15 protein-coding genes and 3 pseudogenes are annotated in these 16,658 nt (G+C 37.9%); 8 read left to right on the top strand and 10 right to left on the bottom strand.

Features of this window, described 5'->3' with window-relative positions:
• Positions 1–151: 151 nt before the first annotated feature.
• A complete protein-coding gene (locus tag ACFIK1_RS09145; protein ID WP_375662637.1) occupies positions 152–352 on the top strand; it encodes a helix-turn-helix transcriptional regulator in 201 nt (66 codons plus the stop codon).
• Between the two features lie 99 nt (positions 353–451).
• On the opposite strand, the pseudogene ACFIK1_RS09140 reads toward ACFIK1_RS09145, so the two are convergent.
• Both ACFIK1_RS09140 and ACFIK1_RS09135 read right to left on the bottom strand, forming a co-directional pair.
• Positions 452–857 (bottom strand): annotated as a pseudogene (locus ACFIK1_RS09140) (hypothetical protein).
• On the bottom strand, positions 854–2,242 hold the full coding sequence (locus ACFIK1_RS09135) for a filamentous hemagglutinin (protein WP_375662636.1): 1,389 nt from the start codon (positions 2,240–2,242) through the stop codon (positions 854–856). Before ACFIK1_RS09135 ends, ACFIK1_RS09140 begins: the two are co-directional and overlap by 4 nt.
• Positions 2,243–2,315: 73 nt before the next feature.
• On the opposite strand from ACFIK1_RS09135, the pseudogene ACFIK1_RS09130 reads away from it, so the two are divergent.
• The 3 genes and pseudogenes from ACFIK1_RS09130 to ACFIK1_RS09120 all read left to right on the top strand — a co-directional run.
• Positions 2,316–2,762 (top strand): annotated as a pseudogene (locus tag ACFIK1_RS09130) (DUF488 family protein).
• A 102-nt stretch (positions 2,763–2,864) separates the two neighbouring features.
• Positions 2,865–3,236, top strand: coding sequence for a hypothetical protein (locus ACFIK1_RS09125; RefSeq protein ID WP_375633559.1), 372 nt, complete (start codon positions 2,865–2,867; stop codon positions 3,234–3,236).
• A pseudogene (locus ACFIK1_RS09120) lies at positions 3,188–4,087 on the top strand (tyrosine-type recombinase/integrase); the annotation flags it as partial. The gene ACFIK1_RS09125 and the pseudogene ACFIK1_RS09120, both read left to right, overlap by 49 nt.
• A gap of 73 nt (positions 4,088–4,160) precedes the next feature.
• On the opposite strand, the gene ACFIK1_RS09115 reads toward ACFIK1_RS09120, so the two are convergent.
• The 4 genes from ACFIK1_RS09115 to ACFIK1_RS09100 all read right to left on the bottom strand — a co-directional run bounded on the left by ACFIK1_RS09115 (position 4,161) and on the right by ACFIK1_RS09100 (position 7,968).
• Entirely contained in the window at positions 4,161–4,829 is a 669-nt protein-coding gene (locus ACFIK1_RS09115) for a ribonuclease HII (protein WP_375662635.1), read from the bottom strand.
• A 166-nt stretch (positions 4,830–4,995) separates the two neighbouring features.
• A complete protein-coding gene (locus ACFIK1_RS09110) occupies positions 4,996–5,904 on the bottom strand; it encodes a 4-(cytidine 5'-diphospho)-2-C-methyl-D-erythritol kinase (RefSeq protein WP_375662634.1) in 909 nt (302 codons plus the stop codon).
• Between the two features lie 235 nt (positions 5,905–6,139).
• Complete coding sequence (locus ACFIK1_RS09105) at positions 6,140–6,988, bottom strand: S49 family peptidase (RefSeq protein ID WP_012754808.1); 849 nt, start codon at positions 6,986–6,988, stop codon at positions 6,140–6,142.
• A gap of 191 nt (positions 6,989–7,179) precedes the next feature.
• Entirely contained in the window at positions 7,180–7,968 is a 789-nt protein-coding gene (locus tag ACFIK1_RS09100; protein WP_375662633.1) for a tRNA1(Val) (adenine(37)-N6)-methyltransferase, read from the bottom strand.
• A gap of 180 nt (positions 7,969–8,148) precedes the next feature.
• Between ACFIK1_RS09100 and ACFIK1_RS09095 the strand changes: the two genes are divergently transcribed.
• The 4 genes from ACFIK1_RS09095 (at position 8,149) to glyS (ending at position 14,270) form a co-directional block, all read left to right on the top strand.
• Complete coding sequence (locus ACFIK1_RS09095) at positions 8,149–9,225, top strand: polyprenyl synthetase family protein (protein WP_375662632.1); 1,077 nt, start codon at positions 8,149–8,151, stop codon at positions 9,223–9,225.
• Between the two features lie 95 nt (positions 9,226–9,320).
• Positions 9,321–11,015: a tetratricopeptide repeat protein gene (locus ACFIK1_RS09090; protein ID WP_375662631.1), complete on the top strand. Its 1,695-nt coding sequence runs from the start codon at positions 9,321–9,323 to the stop codon at positions 11,013–11,015.
• 91 nt (positions 11,016–11,106) lie between these two features.
• Positions 11,107–12,048, top strand: coding sequence for a glycine--tRNA ligase subunit alpha (locus tag ACFIK1_RS09085; protein ID WP_375606430.1), 942 nt, complete (start codon positions 11,107–11,109; stop codon positions 12,046–12,048).
• On the top strand, positions 12,048–14,270 hold the full coding sequence (gene glyS, locus ACFIK1_RS09080) for a glycine--tRNA ligase subunit beta (protein WP_375662630.1): 2,223 nt from the start codon (positions 12,048–12,050) through the stop codon (positions 14,268–14,270). The genes ACFIK1_RS09085 and glyS overlap by 1 nt, the downstream gene beginning before the upstream one ends.
• A gap of 124 nt (positions 14,271–14,394) precedes the next feature.
• Here the strand turns inward: glyS and ACFIK1_RS09075 are convergent, their stop codons facing one another.
• The 4 genes from ACFIK1_RS09075 to ACFIK1_RS09060 form a co-directional block, all read right to left on the bottom strand.
• A complete protein-coding gene (locus ACFIK1_RS09075) occupies positions 14,395–14,889 on the bottom strand; it encodes a F0F1 ATP synthase subunit B (protein WP_375612090.1) in 495 nt (164 codons plus the stop codon).
• Positions 14,886–15,467 carry a F0F1 ATP synthase subunit B gene (locus tag ACFIK1_RS09070; RefSeq protein ID WP_375662629.1) on the bottom strand — a complete coding sequence of 194 codons (582 nt, stop codon included), beginning with the start codon at positions 15,465–15,467 and terminating at the stop codon, positions 14,886–14,888. The genes ACFIK1_RS09075 and ACFIK1_RS09070 overlap by 4 nt, the downstream gene beginning before the upstream one ends.
• Before the next feature lie 144 nt (positions 15,468–15,611).
• Complete coding sequence (locus tag ACFIK1_RS09065; RefSeq protein ID WP_005773968.1) at positions 15,612–15,842, bottom strand: F0F1 ATP synthase subunit C; 231 nt, start codon at positions 15,840–15,842, stop codon at positions 15,612–15,614.
• A 54-nt stretch (positions 15,843–15,896) separates the two neighbouring features.
• Positions 15,897–16,655: a F0F1 ATP synthase subunit A gene (locus ACFIK1_RS09060; protein WP_375623586.1), complete on the bottom strand. Its 759-nt coding sequence runs from the start codon at positions 16,653–16,655 to the stop codon at positions 15,897–15,899.
• Positions 16,656–16,658: the final 3 nt, after the last annotated feature.

Genomic DNA, 16,658 nt, shown 5'->3' with positions numbered 1-16,658 from the left:
TTCTTTCTCAATAAGATTCATAAATTACCACATCAGAAAAACTATGATAAAATATTGTTTTCTATAAATACAATACCTTCAAAAATGAACCAAAATGTGGTTAATAAATGGTTATGATTTGTTTTTGTTTTTATAGTGAAAGGATTTTAGAATGACAGAAAATGATATTCTTTTAACTGACCGTGAAAGTGCAAAATTGCTTCATATGAGTGTCTCAACATTCCGCCGTCATGTTGCCAATGGATCTTTACCAAAACCCTTAAAATTTGGTTTTTTATCGCGTTGGTTACAATCAGATCTTTTGAATGTCATCGAGCAAGCAAAACAGCAACGTTATAACGACGCGGCATAAAAAAACCTTGTCACGTAAGGACGGACAAGGCTTTCTCAAACTCATCAACCTGGTGCTTTATTTGGTGTAAATTCAAGGTTTTCTCTGCTGAAGCAAGACTTAAGGTTTGCATTCAAGTTGTTCTGAATGCTTTTTACAATAAGGGCTATTTAAGCGCCTCTTGACACTTCTCTGTGGGATGACAGCACCTAGACGACAATTTGGAAGGTTGTCTTCTTTAAAAGTATAACACCATCCCCCTTCATGTTCATCTTTATAGTGGAATCCTGATTGAATCATGCAAGCATGGACTGTTGCCTGTGCATTAATACTCTGCTCTCTGCTTTCTGAATCCTCATCATAAGGCGTTGGCATTCCACATTCTAATAAAGCTTTTCCTATCTCAGTAAAATCTGCTCCTGGCTTCTCCCACATAATACATATACCCTGGAGCAGGCTTAAAAAAATTACACCCAGCTATACTTAACAGGATTATCCCGCTTAATAATCTTAAAATGTGTTTCATTTTTTGCTCCATGAATTAATTGAATCAATTTGTATCCGGTGAGATGAACCATAATCATGTCTACATGCTCGATCCGCATTTGCATAACAAACATGAGGACTTGGATAATCAAATAGTACTTTCTTTGCCTCTTTCACTACGTTACTACCAAGGGGCCTCTTGTCAAAAGTAGCGGGATTTTTGCCAAACACAACACCAACAAAATCATCTGCATGGTTTTCCAAGCCGACAGTGGTTTTCTTTCCATCCCTTAAGATATATAACGTATCTGCCATGTCTTGAGTATTATAAGCTGGACCAAAAAAATTAACCGTTGTTTCCTTTGCTATACCGTGAACACCATGCTTTACTAAATCATGTGATCCATTTCCTGCTGTTATGGTACCACGACTATGGGCATCATCATGCAATCCTGTATTGCCATAAAGATACATTGTATCCTGGAATTTCTTGGTTGAATTGGTCAATCCAAAAAAAAATCTACCTTCCAGAAACTTCTGAAAAATCGCTATCCCTACTTCCACTTCCCAGTCTTCAGCTTCTGGGAAGTATGTAAAATAAAGGGGACCATGATCATTGTCAGCAAACTGGACAGTATAACGCGCAGCATCATCTGGTGAGGTAAAAATACCATTGTAAAACATATGAACCTTGCCATCAGAACCTTTTTGTAAATGTTTTTCTTCTTCAGGCGTTAAATAACGATACAGAGGGACTTGTCTTCCATAACTGTCTTTGATAGGTTTTCCATTTTTATCTGTTGCATAGAGGACATTGCCATTTTCATCATGCAAAACCTCACCCTCAGGATGCTCTTTGAGATATGCGAATTCGCGTATTTTGTCCCAGTATCCCAATCCTTCATCCGATAAATCATTGATCATACCTACGCGATTATGTACTACCCCCTCAAGCGATGCGACATCTAGCTGTCCTACAGCCTGGTGGGCTGTAGCGGTGTTGCGGTTGAGTGCATCAATGATTTGTCCAGCATCTTGCCCCATCGCCCTCTGTCCAGTTGTATCAGTAAGGATGATAGTCCCATCGCTGATAGCAGATTTGGTTTCCCCTTCTGCTCCATCCTTGGCTTTGCCGTGATTTAAAACATTCTTGGCAATGTTTTTTATCGTGTCATTCCCAGAAATGCTAAACCCATGGCTGCTGGCTTTAGCATGGGCACCGTTGTTGATGTCACTGGTGCTAATGCTTCCTGTGGTCAGGCTGTTTTTGTCCGCTGAGGCTGTGCTAGCAATAATGCCTCCGGTTAGGGTCGTTTTGTCTTTAACAATGATATTAAAGCCGCCATCACCCGCTTTGATGCCTGATTGTTCCACAACACTATGATAATCGCTAGAGGATTTATCCTTTTGGAAAGAGGCACTCATGGAGCCCCCACCTATTTACTAAGGAAATTAAACGTGTGTAACATCAAACATATCATCATACAGTCTGCTAAAGATGAGAGCTTTGTTTTTTACCATTGGCTATGAAAGAAAATCCTTTGAGGACTATTTCAATCAACTTATCAAAAATAATATTAAACTTTTGTATGATATTCGTAAAAATCCAATAAGCAGAAAATACGGATTTTCAAAAAGACAATTAGAGAAAGTTGTAAACAACATTGATATTGAATATATGGCATATGCCTGAACTTGGAATTGCCTCTGAAAAACGAAGAAATTTGAAAACACAAAAGATTATGATCGCCTTTTTGAAGATTATCAAAATACAACTCTCAAAGATAATTCTTGTGCAATAAACAAATTATATCAAATTTTTTTTAACAAAAAGCGCGTTGCAATCACCTGTTTTGAAGCCAATGTATGCATGTGTCATAGAGGACAACTCGCATTAGCTCTCATTCCATTGCCTGATTGGAAATATGAAATTAAGCACATCTAAAAAATAAATTTGCATATTTTTTTAAAATGGGATTGCCCATATGCCTCCCAGCCCCCTACCCATTCCTAACAACTTTTAAGTGATGCATGATTCACGCTACGGGTGAATTCTGCGCAAATCAAGGAAAAGAAATATGAACTGACCGATGAAACAATTGAGGTTGGTGGATACATTACACTTTACCGCATCCGTGCTTTGAGAGACTTTGGAGATGTAAAGGCAGGTGATCTTGGCGCTTTTACACAAAAAGAAGACAATCTAAGTCATGATGGCAATTGCTGGATAAGTGATGATGCAAAAGTCTATGGTTATGCCAAGGTTTTTGGGGATGCACATGTTTACGGTGGCACATTTATTAGTGGAAAAGCTAAAATTTATGGAAATACTAAAATTTATGACAGTCCATTGATTTCCATCAGAGCAAATATACGCTGGCTATTAAACAAGCGCAAAATGGCATCTCCAAGAAAATAAACAGACTTACAAAAGGCTCTTTCGATTGGTTATTGCATCAGTATTTACAAAGCATGCAATGGCATAATCAATCAGAATCTACTAAAAAAGTTAAATATCGAATTCTGAATAATGTTTCTAAACATATCGGTGATCGTGCATATAAAAGCATAAACAAACAACACATTCTTGAAGCCGTAGACAGAAGGCGAGAGACCCCCGCGGCGGCAAAACATTTTTTGACCTCTTTAAACGGTCTCTTTAATTGGGCGGTTGATAATGCCCTTTTAAATAGAAATCCTGCCTTTAATATAAAAGCACCAAAATCTTTAAACAGTGAGGGATTACTGCCATGGCTAGAAGAGGACATAGACAAATATTATCACCATTGGTCACATGGTACACATGAACGCGTCTGGATTGATGTTCTTCTTTATACAGGCTTGCGTCGTGGTGATGCCGTTCGTATCGGCTGGCAAGATATCACAACAGATAATATTATTCATTTAAAAACAGAAAAGAGCCAATTTAAAACAGATGTTTTTCTCCCGATTTTGCCAGAACTCGCAGAAACACTTAAAATTGGACCTATTGGAGATGAAACATTTATTTGCAGTAAAGAAGGTAAAAAACTGACCAAAGAAAGTTTTGGTAATCTGTTTCGTAAAGCATGTAATGCGGCGGATATTAAAAAATCAGCGCATGGATTGCGAAAATTAGCAGCAAAACGTGCTGCCAATGCTGGTGCTACGGTTTCACAAATGAAAGCGCTTTTTGGCTGGACAGAAGATAAAATGGCATCCCTTTGTACCAAAACAGCCGATAGAAAACGACTTGCAATAGAAGCAATCAAAAATCTTCAAAAAGGTTAGGGATAGACACCCAAAAAAACATAACAGAATCAATGATTATAAAATCCCTTACTCTTGTAATAAATTATTGATTTTAATTGCCTTTTTTACACTCTTTTAGTGGTGCAAAACTATAACGATGTAATCCTATAACTGGTCCATATTTATCAAGAGCTGTACGATGCGCTAGCGTTGCATAACCTACATGCTTCTCTAAACCATACCCTTTATAAACTTGTCCTGCACATTCCATCATCCGGTCACGCGTTACTTTCGCAATAATAGATGCGGCTGCAATGGAAACCGAACGCTGATCACCCTTAATCAACGCCATTGCAGGACAGGACAACTCAGAAGGAATATCACGCCCATCAACAAGGACATAGTGGACTGGAATGGCTAATCCTATAATACAGCGACGCATTGCTTCTAAAGTTGCTTTTCTAATATTGGATTGATCAATTGTACGAGCACAAAGACTGGCAACTGAAACCGCTAATGCACTTTGCAAAATTTCATGATAAAGTCTATTTCGTTGGAGAAAAGAAAGTTTTTTTGAATCATTTAACCCATTAGGAATACGATCTTTATCCAAGATAACTGCTGCTGTTACCACAGGTCCAGCGAGAGGCCCCCGTCCTACTTCATCAACACCTGCTATATGAAAAAAACCCTGTTTTTGCAAATCCAATTCGCACGAAAAATTTGGTTGTAGCGGAAAATTAAACATCTTTGATAAATCACAAATACAACAAACATACATCTATTTCTGTAGACTGATCATTTTTTGCAAGCATTACAGTTTTAAATGGCTCTTCAAACATTCCGCGAATTCTTGCACAAAAAATAAAAAAACACATTTCTTTGGTTACCCTCTTTTATTATGTATAATAAAATCATGATGAAATAAAAGCTTTTATATTTATTTATCAAATATTTCCTAAAGTCATGATAGGTTTTACAAACCAATTTGGGTGCATTGATTTGATAAAAAGAGCTGCTTGTTGCGCCGTTTGTTTATTTTTAAAAATGCCAAAGCAAGTTGCTCCCGTTCCAGACATACGGGAAAAAAGAGCCCCACATTCATCTAATATAGATAACACTTCAGCTAACTGAGGTGCTATTTTTAATGCAGGAGAAAAAAGATCATTACGCGTTTCTTGTAAAACTTCAACTAATGAATCAACACTCTTTAAAGCGTCTGTATTAATTTTTAAAGAAGGATTATGACGCTTCTCTAACGCTTTAAAAACAGCTTGTGTTGAAATCTCTTGTCCATGATTAACCAATACCATTGCTAATGAACAAGCTTCTTTTAGTCGTATCATCTCTTGACCAATTCCTTTAACCAAAAGCGGCTGCTGATACTTTAATGCACAAAGGCACATGGGAACATCAGCACCAAGAACTAAGCTCATTTTTGCTAATTCTTCGTAAGAGCAATCAAGATTCCACTGCCGACGCAACATGCTGATAACCCCAGCTGCATCACCTGAGCCACCACCAATGCCTGAAGCAACAGGTAATGTTTTTACAAGCCGAAAAAAAGCAGGTTGAGCACATTCCGGAAAAGTCTTATGCATAAAGTCCCGTGCGTGAATAACCAAATTGTCTAAATGAGAAACAAGTCCTTTTGCAAACGGCCCCGTCAAAACAAACTGATTATTTTCACAAGGTGCATAGTGTAGACAATCACCGCTAAGACTAAAATAAACCAAACTTTCTATTAAATGATACCCATCAGCACGTTGCCCCACAACATGTAGAGCTAAATTCAATTTAATAGGTGTAAATAAATAGGAATGTCTTTGGAACGAAGTTTGTACATTTGATATCATATGACGTAATATTCACTTACATAGGGTTCTTTTAAAAATTCCCCCCTTTTACATAGTTTTAGCACGAGCCCTATAAACAGCTTGGAATATTCTTAATCGTTTTCTAAAAAACAATAAATATAAAGAGTTCTCATACAAAATAAACGATATGTTCTCATTCATATCATTTCAAGCCTTTTTTCTTCTAGCATCTGTTTTTAGATAAAAATCTCTCTGGCTTGAATGATCCTTTCCATCACAAACCATAACGCTGCCAAAGCGCTCGCTCTTCTGCTGCCATCAATGCACTATCAACGACTGTATAAACCGTATGTGCCGTCACTCCTGAAGGCGTTTTAGGTCCTAAAAAACTTTTTGGAGGCATAATAAGTCGAAGTTTTGCATCATTACCAAAGCGCTCCTTAATAACAGAACGTACATCATTCAATCCATCAACCAGACCAAGCTCAACGCTTTGTTTTCCACTCCAAAACATTCCTGTAAAGAGATTCGAATCATCTGATAATTTTTCAGCACGCCGTTCTTTAACCAAATCGATAAAAGTTTGATGCACTTCAAGTTGGAGAGATTTCAAATGCTCAATATCCGCCTTTTTTTCTGGCTGAAATGGATCTAATGTAACTTTGTTCTTTCCTGCTGTGTATACACGCCGTTCGATACCAATTTTCTTCAAAAGTTCCGGAAAACCAAAGGAAGCTGAAACCACTCCAATGGAACCAACAATTGAAGAAGGATCTGCAAAAATTTCATCCCCTGCACAAGCAATCATATAACCACCAGATGCTGCAATATCTTCAATAAACACAAGAACCTTTTTATTTTTTTCTTCTGCCAAGTCACGAATGCGCTTGAAGATAAAACGCGATTGTACAGGTGAACCACCAGGAGAATTAATAATAAGTGCAACAGCCGGTGACTTTTTGTGTGCGAAAGCCTTCTCTAAAAGATTTGCACACCTACTGAGGGAAAGGGTACGAGATATAGATGCTGATGAATCCATAATTGCTCCTTGAAGGCGCACCACAGGAATTTCAAGTTTATCGGAAGAAAAACGGCGTGGAATAAAACTTTTAATAAAATCCATCAAAACAAAATCTCCTTATAAATTAAGAACAATTAAATAGGCAAGGACAACAAAAAGGAACAACGCTATAACATCCAAAAGCGCCAATCAATCCCCACATTACAAGCAGAAATATAATTTCACCCAAAGTCAAACCTCCCTAACAACAAAGTTTGGACTTTAAATAATAAACTAAAAAACACAAGATACTATTAGAAAAGTTCCCACAAGCTTATATATCCATTATTAATTGCATCAACTCGGGGCGAAAAAGTATGGTCATTACCTTCATGTATAACCAATGCCGGTAAAATAGATAAAGCTGCTCGGCTTCCTCGTTTTGCGTAAAATAAAAGACGAATTGCTGCTGTTTTCGCACGAGCATGCACAGGAATTATACAAACACCACCAAAACGCCCTTCTAAAGCACGCAAGATATCTGTCAGCGATTGTGGACGTGCAATGAGCCCTAAGTATCCACCTGGCTTAACAATGGCTGCTGCACTCCGCAACCAATTATCAAACATCGCTTCAGACATAACATGTGCTTCAGATTTTTGTTTATCAGGTGTCTTGCGATCAGTAGGATTATTAAAAGGTGGATTCATAATCGCAAAATCAAAGCTATTATCTATCAAACCTGCTTTTATACGGGCATTCCCTTTGAAGGTAACATCTGCTTCTAGCAAACAAATTCGGCTAGCAAATTGTTTATTTTGTTCTAGCATAAGCGTTTTTTGAGCGTAAGATACCATAAAAGCTGAACGTTCAACTAAAGTAACATGAACTTTCAGACAACGCGAAGCAACAGCCAACCCTGCAGCTCCAGCACCTGCGCCTAAATCAACAACCTTGCCCTTTAAATTACTTGGAACCAAACTAGCCAATAACATCGCATCCATTCCAGAACGATGACCATATTTATGGGGTTGAACCAAATAAAATTTTCCGCGGTGAAAACTGTCAATTGTTTCACCACTCTGATTCGTTGTTTTATCCATTTAAAAGCCTAATGTTCACCTTTATAAACTGCATTTTTGCCATTCAGCTGCTATTTTAAATTTTTTTATTATTTCATAACAACAAGATTACACTCGCTAAAGAACATTTCTTGCCAATAACATTCCAAGCTTACACTTCAAAGCGCCATCAAAAGCTTGAGTCAAAACCAAACCCCCTTTATGCTAGTAAATAAAGTAAATTTTATATATGTCCATTGCAATACTCTAGGAGTAAACACATTGAGCGCAGCTATCAAACCAGAACAAATAAGAAATAATCAAATTTCTCTTCAATCTCTTGTCAATCTTACTCAAAAAGATATGGAGCGCGTAAATCAATTTATTCTCTCTATGGCAAAATCAGAGGTTGAGATGATCCCTGAAATTTCTAACCATCTTATTTCATCAGGTGGAAAGCGATTACGCCCAATGATTACGCTCGCTTCTGCTCATATGTTCGGTTATCAAAGTGACGGACATATAAAACTCGCAACAGCTGTTGAATTTATGCATACAGCAACATTACTACACGATGATGTGATTGATGAAAGTAATTTGCGACGTGGAAAATCCACGGCACGGATGATTTGGGGGAATCAAGCAAGCGTACTTGTTGGTGATTTCCTGTTGGGTCAGGCTTTTAAAATGATGGTCGATGTCGGTTCCATAGAAGCGCTCTCTGTCCTAGCGAGCGCTGCTGCAATTATAGCTGAAGGAGAAGTTATGCAACTTTCTGCTGCAAAAAATATCAAAACCAGCCCTTCAGACTATCTCAAAATCATCAATGCCAAAACAGCAGCACTTTTTTCAGCAGCCGCTGAAGTAGGACCGATTGTTGCTGGCTATGGACATAAAGAGCGTTCTTCATTACGTGAATATGGAACATCTTTAGGTTTAGCTTTCCAATTGATTGATGATGCACTTGACTATAGCGGTAGTGCTCAAAGCTTAGGAAAAAATATAGGGGATGATTTTAGAGAAGGAAAAATAACAATGCCTGTTATTATCGCATATGAACGTGGAAATATAGTAGAAAAAAATTTCTGGAAACAAGCACTTGAAGATGGCAATAACAATAATGAAGCCTTCGCATACGCGCAACACTTAATAGAAAAGTATGATAGTATCACAGATACAATAGAACAAGCACGCATCTATGGAAAATATGCAATTGATGCTCTTGTTCCCATGAACGAAAATCTTGCTTACAATGCTCTCGTTGAGACTGTTGAATTTTGTATTGCGCGCGTAAACTGAATTCTTTGCAAGAAGCGCAGTATTTCTCAATAAAGTAATGAGATATGATCTATAAACAACACCATCGATTGATTATCTTGAAAAGGATTAGCTCCATGTGCTCTGCAACGGTATCTCGACTTTTTGCCCTCTTTATCGTGGGTATCATGCTGATGCCATCCCTCACCTACAGTAAAATAAGTGCAGCAACTCATACAAGCTCATTTACAGGTGCTTATTTAGCTGGAAGGGTTGCAAATCATGAAAATAAAACAGAACTTGCTATCAATTATTTTAAACAAGCACTGGTTTATCAACCTGATAACATTGAAACACAAAAAGAGCTCCTTGAAGCTATGCTCTCAGTCGGAAACTTTAAAGAAGCTGTCCAACAAGCCCAAAAACTCAAAGAGAACGATGTTATAACTCCCTTTGTTTCCTTAACTTTGTCAGTAGAAAGTCTCATCAAAAAAGACTATAAGAATGCCAATTTTCTTCTACAATCAAAAGAACCTCCGAAATCCAATAATCCAATACCTGAACTCATCAGCGCTTGGATTACATTTGGATCTGGACAAAAATCTCAGGCAATCGATGATCTTAAGAAACTCAAAGGTCCTGTCTGGTATGACCTTTTTATATCTTATCATCTAGCACTTATGAGCGACCTTGCAGAACGGCCAAAGGATGCAAAAAAATATTTCATTAAAGCACTGAATAACAAACAGGGAACTCTTATCGCGCCTAATACTTATGAGCGTATTATCATAGCCTATGCCTCATTCCAATTGCGCCATAATATGCGCAACCAAGCTCTTCAAACAATCCAGCATGGCGAACAAATGTTGTCAGATCGAGAAGTCCTTAAAAACTTTCGAGAAAAAATTGAAAAAAATTCTTTCTTAGAGAGAGTTATTAAAACACCTCAACAAGGAGCAGCCGAGGTATTATATAATTTTGGAACAGCCCTCAACTACAAAAACTCAGGGCGAATTGCACGTATTTTTAAGCAATTATCTTTCGCCTTATACCCTCAAAATGACGCAACACTGTTTCAGCTCGCACACATTTCTGCTAAATTGAACGATCCACATCAAGCAATTAAACTTTATCGCGCTTTATCCCCTAAATCTCCTTATTATAAAGATGGACAACTTCATCTTGCATTCCTTCTTGCCAATAACAACAATTACAAAGAAGCAATAAAATTACTCACATTGTTAAATAAAAAATTTCCCAATGATCGTAATATTTTGATAACGCTCGTTGCTTTTTATATGCAGGACAATAAATTTCTTGAGGCCATTAAAACTCTAGACTACGCTATTACAAAGATAAAAAACTTTCAGCAGGACGATTGGAAACTCTTTTATCAGCGTGGTATTGCTTTTGAACGTTTAAAGCAATGGCCAAAAGCAGAACTTGACTTGCGAAAATCACTTGAATTTTTCCCAAATCAACCGCAGGTTCTTAATTATTTAGCCTATTCCCTTGTGGAACGTGGTGAGAAGCTTGAAGAATCGCTCCGTATGCTACAAAAAGCCTCTGCTTTACAAGCTCACAACAGCCATATTCTCGATTCTTTAGGGTGGGCTTATTATAAACTAAAAGAATATAATAAAGCAGTGCAAATATTAGAAAATGCTGTCAGATTACAACCTGAGGACCCAACACTAAATGATCATTTAGGGGATGCCTATTGGAAAGTTGGGCGTAAACGTGAAGCAATCTTTCAATGGAACCATGCAATTGACGGAAAACCAGAAAATTCTGAACAAATTCAAGAAAAGTTGAAATTTGGTTTGCAATAAACGATGCTTAACCATAAATCACATGAATAACAAATAGAGAAACTAAAATTACTTTGGTTTTTTGTTTAGTCCAATATAAAGAGTATAAAGCGTGAAACTGCCTGAACATCTTAACCCCAAACGTTCTTTTCAGGGACTAATCTTAACTTTGCAAAATTATTGGGCACACTATGGATGTGCAATTTTGCAACCTTACGATATGGAAGTCGGAGCTGGGACTTTTCATCCAGCAACAACATTACGCTCTCTAGGACCACGCCCTTGGAAAGTTGCTTATGTCCAACCCTCTCGACGTCCAACAGATGGCCGATATGGTAAGAATCCAAATCGTTTACAACACTATTATCAATTCCAAGTGCTTCTCAAACCCTCTCCGCTCAATCTACAAGAACTTTATATAAAGTCGCTACAAGCTATCGGGCTTGATACAAAACTGCATGATATTCGCTTTGTTGAAGATGATTGGGAAAGTCCCACTCTTGGTGCTTGGGGGCTTGGATGGGAATGTTGGTGCGATGGAATGGAAGTCTCTCAATTTACTTATTTTCAACAAGTGTGCGGCATTGAATGCGCTCCTGTTTCAGGGGAACTCACATACGGTCTTGAGCGTCTAGCGATGTATATCCAAGGGGTTGATAACGTCTATGACCTTAACTTTAATGGTTTGGAGGGAGAAAACAAAATAAGTTATAGAGATATTTTTTTACAAGCAGAACAGGAATACTCATATTATAACTTCGAATTTGCTGATACAAAACTGCTCCATCAGCACTTTATCGATGCAGAACGCGAATGCAGCGCACTTCTTGATGCTGGAAAACCAAATAAAGAAAATGTATTCCATCGCTGTGTTTTTCCTGCCTATGATCAATGTATTAAAGCGAGCCATATCTTTAATCTTTTGCAAGCACGTGGCGTTATTTCTGTAACCGAACGACAAAATTACATTCTTCGCGTTCGTAATCTCGCCCGCCGTTGTGGGGAAGCCTTCTTACTCACAGAAGCTGGACAAATATATACTGGAGAAGCCTAATGTCTGATCTTCTTCTTGAACTTTTCAGTGAAGAAATCCCTGCACGTATGCAACGAAAAGCTGCTGCTGATCTTAAAAAATCTGTTACAGATCAACTTGTGAATGCTGGATTGATCTATGAAGCTGCTCGTGAATATTGGACACCTCGTCGGCTCACATTGGACATACGCGGACTTTCCATACGCTCCAAAGATATCCATGAAGAACGCAAAGGTCCCAGTATAAAATCACCACAGCATGTAATTGATGGTTTTCTACGTGCAACAGGATTAAACGATATTTCTGAAGCGCATATTGGACATGATGATAAAAAAGGTCATTTTTATATTGCTAAAATTGTTAAAAAAGGTCGAGCTGCAGAAGAAATTATTGCCGATATTTTACCGGATATTATCCGCAACTTTCCGTGGCCGAAATCTATGCGTTGGGGAAAAGATTCAGCACAAAGTGGTACTCTGAAGTGGATTAGACCTTTACAAAACATTCTTTGCATCTTCGGACCAGAAATTGGTGAAACACATGTTATTCCGTTTACAATTGGTTCTCTTAAAAGCAATAATTTAACTTATGGTCATCGTTTCTTAAGTGATGGAAAGCCATTTCAAGTGCGCCGCTTTGATGACTATGTTACTCAACTTGAAACCCATAAAGTCATTCTGGATGCCGAAAGACGAAAGAATATTATTTTAGCTGATGCCCAAAATCTCTGCTTTGCAAACGGTTTAGAACTGGTTCAAGACAATCCCCTCCTAGAAGAAGTTGCTGGTCTTGTTGAATGGCCTGTTATCTTGATGGGTGATTTTGACCAATCATTTCTTGATATTCCTCCAGAAATTATTCGCTTGACCATTCGAGCCAATCAAAAATGTTTTGTCACCCGCAAACAAGGAGAAAAAGTAAAACTTTCTCATCATTTTATTCTCGTTTCTAATATTCTTGCAAATGATGAAGGCAAAGAAATTTCGAAAGGAAATAGTAAGGTTGTCCGTGCCCGTCTTTCTGATGCACTTCATTTTTGGCAAACCGATCAGCGTGATTTGCCTGATCTTCAACAATTGGAATCTTCTATAAAAAAATTTCAACTTGATATAAAAAAGCCTCTCGATCAAAGAATGGCACGACTTGATCATTTGAATGTAACTTTTCATGCTAAATTAGGTACACAAGGAGCAAGGGTAGAACGCATTGCTACACTCGCACAAGAAATTGCCCCTTTGATACAAACAGATCCTCTTTTAGCAAAACGTGCAGCCATCCTTGCAAAAGCTGATTTGCAAACAGAAATTGTCGGAGAATTTCCTGAACTACAAGGTGTTATGGGGCAAAAATACGCCCTTCTTCAAGGGGAAGATCCTCGCATAGCTGTAGCAATCGAAGACCATTATAAACCTCAAGGACCAACAGATCGTCTTCCACAAGAACCACTTGCTATAACCGTTATGCTCTCCGACAAAATTGACATGCTCGTTGGCTTTTGGCTCATTAATGAAAAACCAACGGGCTCAAAAGATCCCTATGCGTTAAGACGAGCAGCATTGGGAATTATTAGGCTTGTACTTTCGCGAGATTGGAAAATCAATCTTATGCCACTGTTTCAGTTAGCAATGAATCTTTTCTTACAACAAAAAAATAAATATGAAATCTCTCAAAGAGAAAATTCACAATTGATGAATCTGCTTCCAGAAAAAAATGAATATATTTTATCAGACCTGTTATTCTTTTTTCATGACCGTTTGAAAATCTATCTAAAAGAGGAAGGTGCTCGTTACGATGCCCTTGAAGCCGTTTTAAATAAAGATTCTGATGATTTTTTATTGGTTGCACGTCGTGTCGAATCGCTTATCGCTTTTATCAATACCCATGATGGAATGAACTTTGTAGCCTCTGTAAAACGTACTGCCAATATTCTTGAAAATGAATTTCAAAAAAGCACAACAATAGCGAATGAAATTAATCCTGAGCTCTTTGTCGAGAAAGAAGAAAAGCAGCTCTATCATGCAATCTGTGAAGTAGAAAGAAAGGTTCTTGCCCCCATCAATGCAACAAATTTATCATTTGCCCTCAGTGTGCTAGCGCCACTTGGAAAATTGATTGATATATTTTTTGAAAAAGTATTGGTGAATGATAAAAAACCTGATATTCGTGCTAACCGTCTTGCTCTTCTCAAACGCACTTACATTGTGACACAATCGGTTGCAGACTTCTCAAAACTTGTCATTTAAAATCAAAATACCCTATTAACTGATAAAAACAATAAAGATAATTTTTTCTTTTTTATGACTTTTATTAATTAATATTGAGAAAATTATGCAACCAAAGAGAGTGTTCTTTATCTCTCAAATATCATTAATTAAGATATGTTTTCATTTTGATAAATGATTCTTTCTCAAGAGACTCTTTGATAAGTTCATCAGCCTTGTTAGAATCTATTTCCCTTGCAATAAGGGTACGTGCTGTAGAAATTGCCAAATCAATCGCCGATGAAGAAACCATGCGTATTGCATCGGCTTCTGCTTGGGCAATTTTTTGTTCTGCCAATTTATTGCGGTTTTTTACATATTCTTCTGCTTTTGCACGGGCCTCAGCAATAACAGATTCAACTTCATGCTTTGCTGCTGCAATAATTTCTTGCGCATCTTTTTCTGCTTCTGCATGTTTGCGTTGATATTCAGCCAATATTTCCTGTGCCTCTTCACGAAGACGCAGCGCCTCATCCAGTTCATCTTTGATACGTTTCGCGCGTGCATCAAGATGGTGTATAACCCTCTGTGGAATTTGGAAATAGACTAAAAGAGCCAAAAAAAGAACTAACCCAACAAATGCCCAAAAAGTATCAGTCATCTTTGTCTTCCTCCATAATCCGCAGTTTTAACAACTGAACGAACAGCCTCTTTGCTGATATCAACGTCAATCAATTTTTTCACAATTTCAAGAGCTACTTCTTCAGCGATAGAACCAACATTTTGCATCGCTTTATCCCGAATTTTTGTTATCTGTTTTTCAGCATCTGCGAGTTTTTTCTCTAGACTCTCTTCAATTTCTTTCCGTTCAAGCTCTGCCTTTTCTTTTAATTCTTCACTAGCTACCTGCGCTATAGCCTGCGCGTTCAAACGCGCTTCCGCTAATTTCCGCTCATAAGTTTCAACAACAATGTCTGCTTCTTGCTTCATGCGCATTGCCTGATCTAAATCAGATGCTATTCGATCTCGCCGTGTTTCAATAACACCGCCAATACGTGGTACAATTACACGGGAGATAAAAAGATAAAAAAGTCCGAAAGAAATTGCCAACCAGAAAAAATGCGAACCAAAATGCACAAAATCAAAAGGCGGAAACACACGATTTGCATGCTCTGCCACCTTTTTAATATGTTCTATCGACGTTTCAGTGTTCTGTGCATAAGCGCTTGAAACAAACATCTTCTTTCATCCTTTAAATAGCTTATTAAAGCCCTCTATAACCGATGATAACTGACTAACATCTCTCTGGCATCTCTCTGGTTAAGAGCCTAAAAGGGTAAATCTTTCCTCATGCAAGAACATGATATACCCTTTTGATGATGATTAAACCCCAAAAAGAAGTAATAAAGCAATGAGCAATGAAAAAATTCCCAAAGCTTCTGTTACAGCAAAACCAAAGACGAGACGTCCAAACTGACTATCTGCTGCTGATGGATTTCGTAATGCACCAGAAAGATAGCTACCAAAAATATTACCAAGTCCTAAAGCTGTTCCAGCCATACCAAAGCAAGCAAGACCAGCACCAATATATTTTGCTGCAAGCACCATTTCCATGTTATTCTCCTTTAAAGCGAAATTGCATTATTCGACGGAAAACCGCCAGTTCTATTAATGTCCTGGATGAATTGCATCATTAAGATACATACAAGTTAAAACCGTAAAGACGTAAGCCTGAAGAAATGCGACCAAAAACTCAAGAGCAGTAATTGCTACAGTCATAATAAGCGGTAAAATCGAACCACCCACACCTACGAGTCCTACCCCAATCATTGAAACAACAAACCCAGAAAACACTTTAAGCGTAATATGACCAGCAAGCATATTCGCAAAAAGACGAAGAGAAAGACTAATTGGACGGGAGAGAAAAGAAATAACCTCAATCATTGTCACCAGAGGTAAAACCACAACAGGAACTCCACTGGGAACGAACAGTTTCAAAAAACTGACCCCATGCTTATAAAAGCCATAACCAATCACCGTCAAGATTACCACCATTGCTAACGAAAACGTGATCATGATTTGAGACGTAACCGTATAAAAATAAGGAAAGAGACCAATAAAGTTAGCAACCAAAATAAAAGTAAACAGAGAAAAAACTAAAGGGAAAAACTGCATTCCCTGCACACCAGATGATTCCCGCAGAGTCGATGCTACAAATTCATATGCCATTTCCGAAAGAGACTGCATCCGCGTTGGAACCAATCCACGACTCGATGATGAAATAAAGAGAAAAATAGAAGTTACAACAACCGTGAGGACTGTAAACAATGATACATTTGTAAACGATAAATCCATATTTCCTATGGAAATCTTAATCAGCCTTGAAACCTCAAACTGATGAATAGGATCTGGAGCGTGTGCTGTCACTTC

Origin of the sequence: Bartonella sp. OC16QHHD (assembly GCF_042194035.1) — a bacterium.
In the GTDB taxonomy this organism is placed as follows: Bacteria; Pseudomonadota; Alphaproteobacteria; order Rhizobiales; family Rhizobiaceae; genus Bartonella.
The sequence above is the reverse complement of the archived record's forward strand: the minus strand, read 5'-3'. Positions and strand labels throughout refer to the sequence as shown.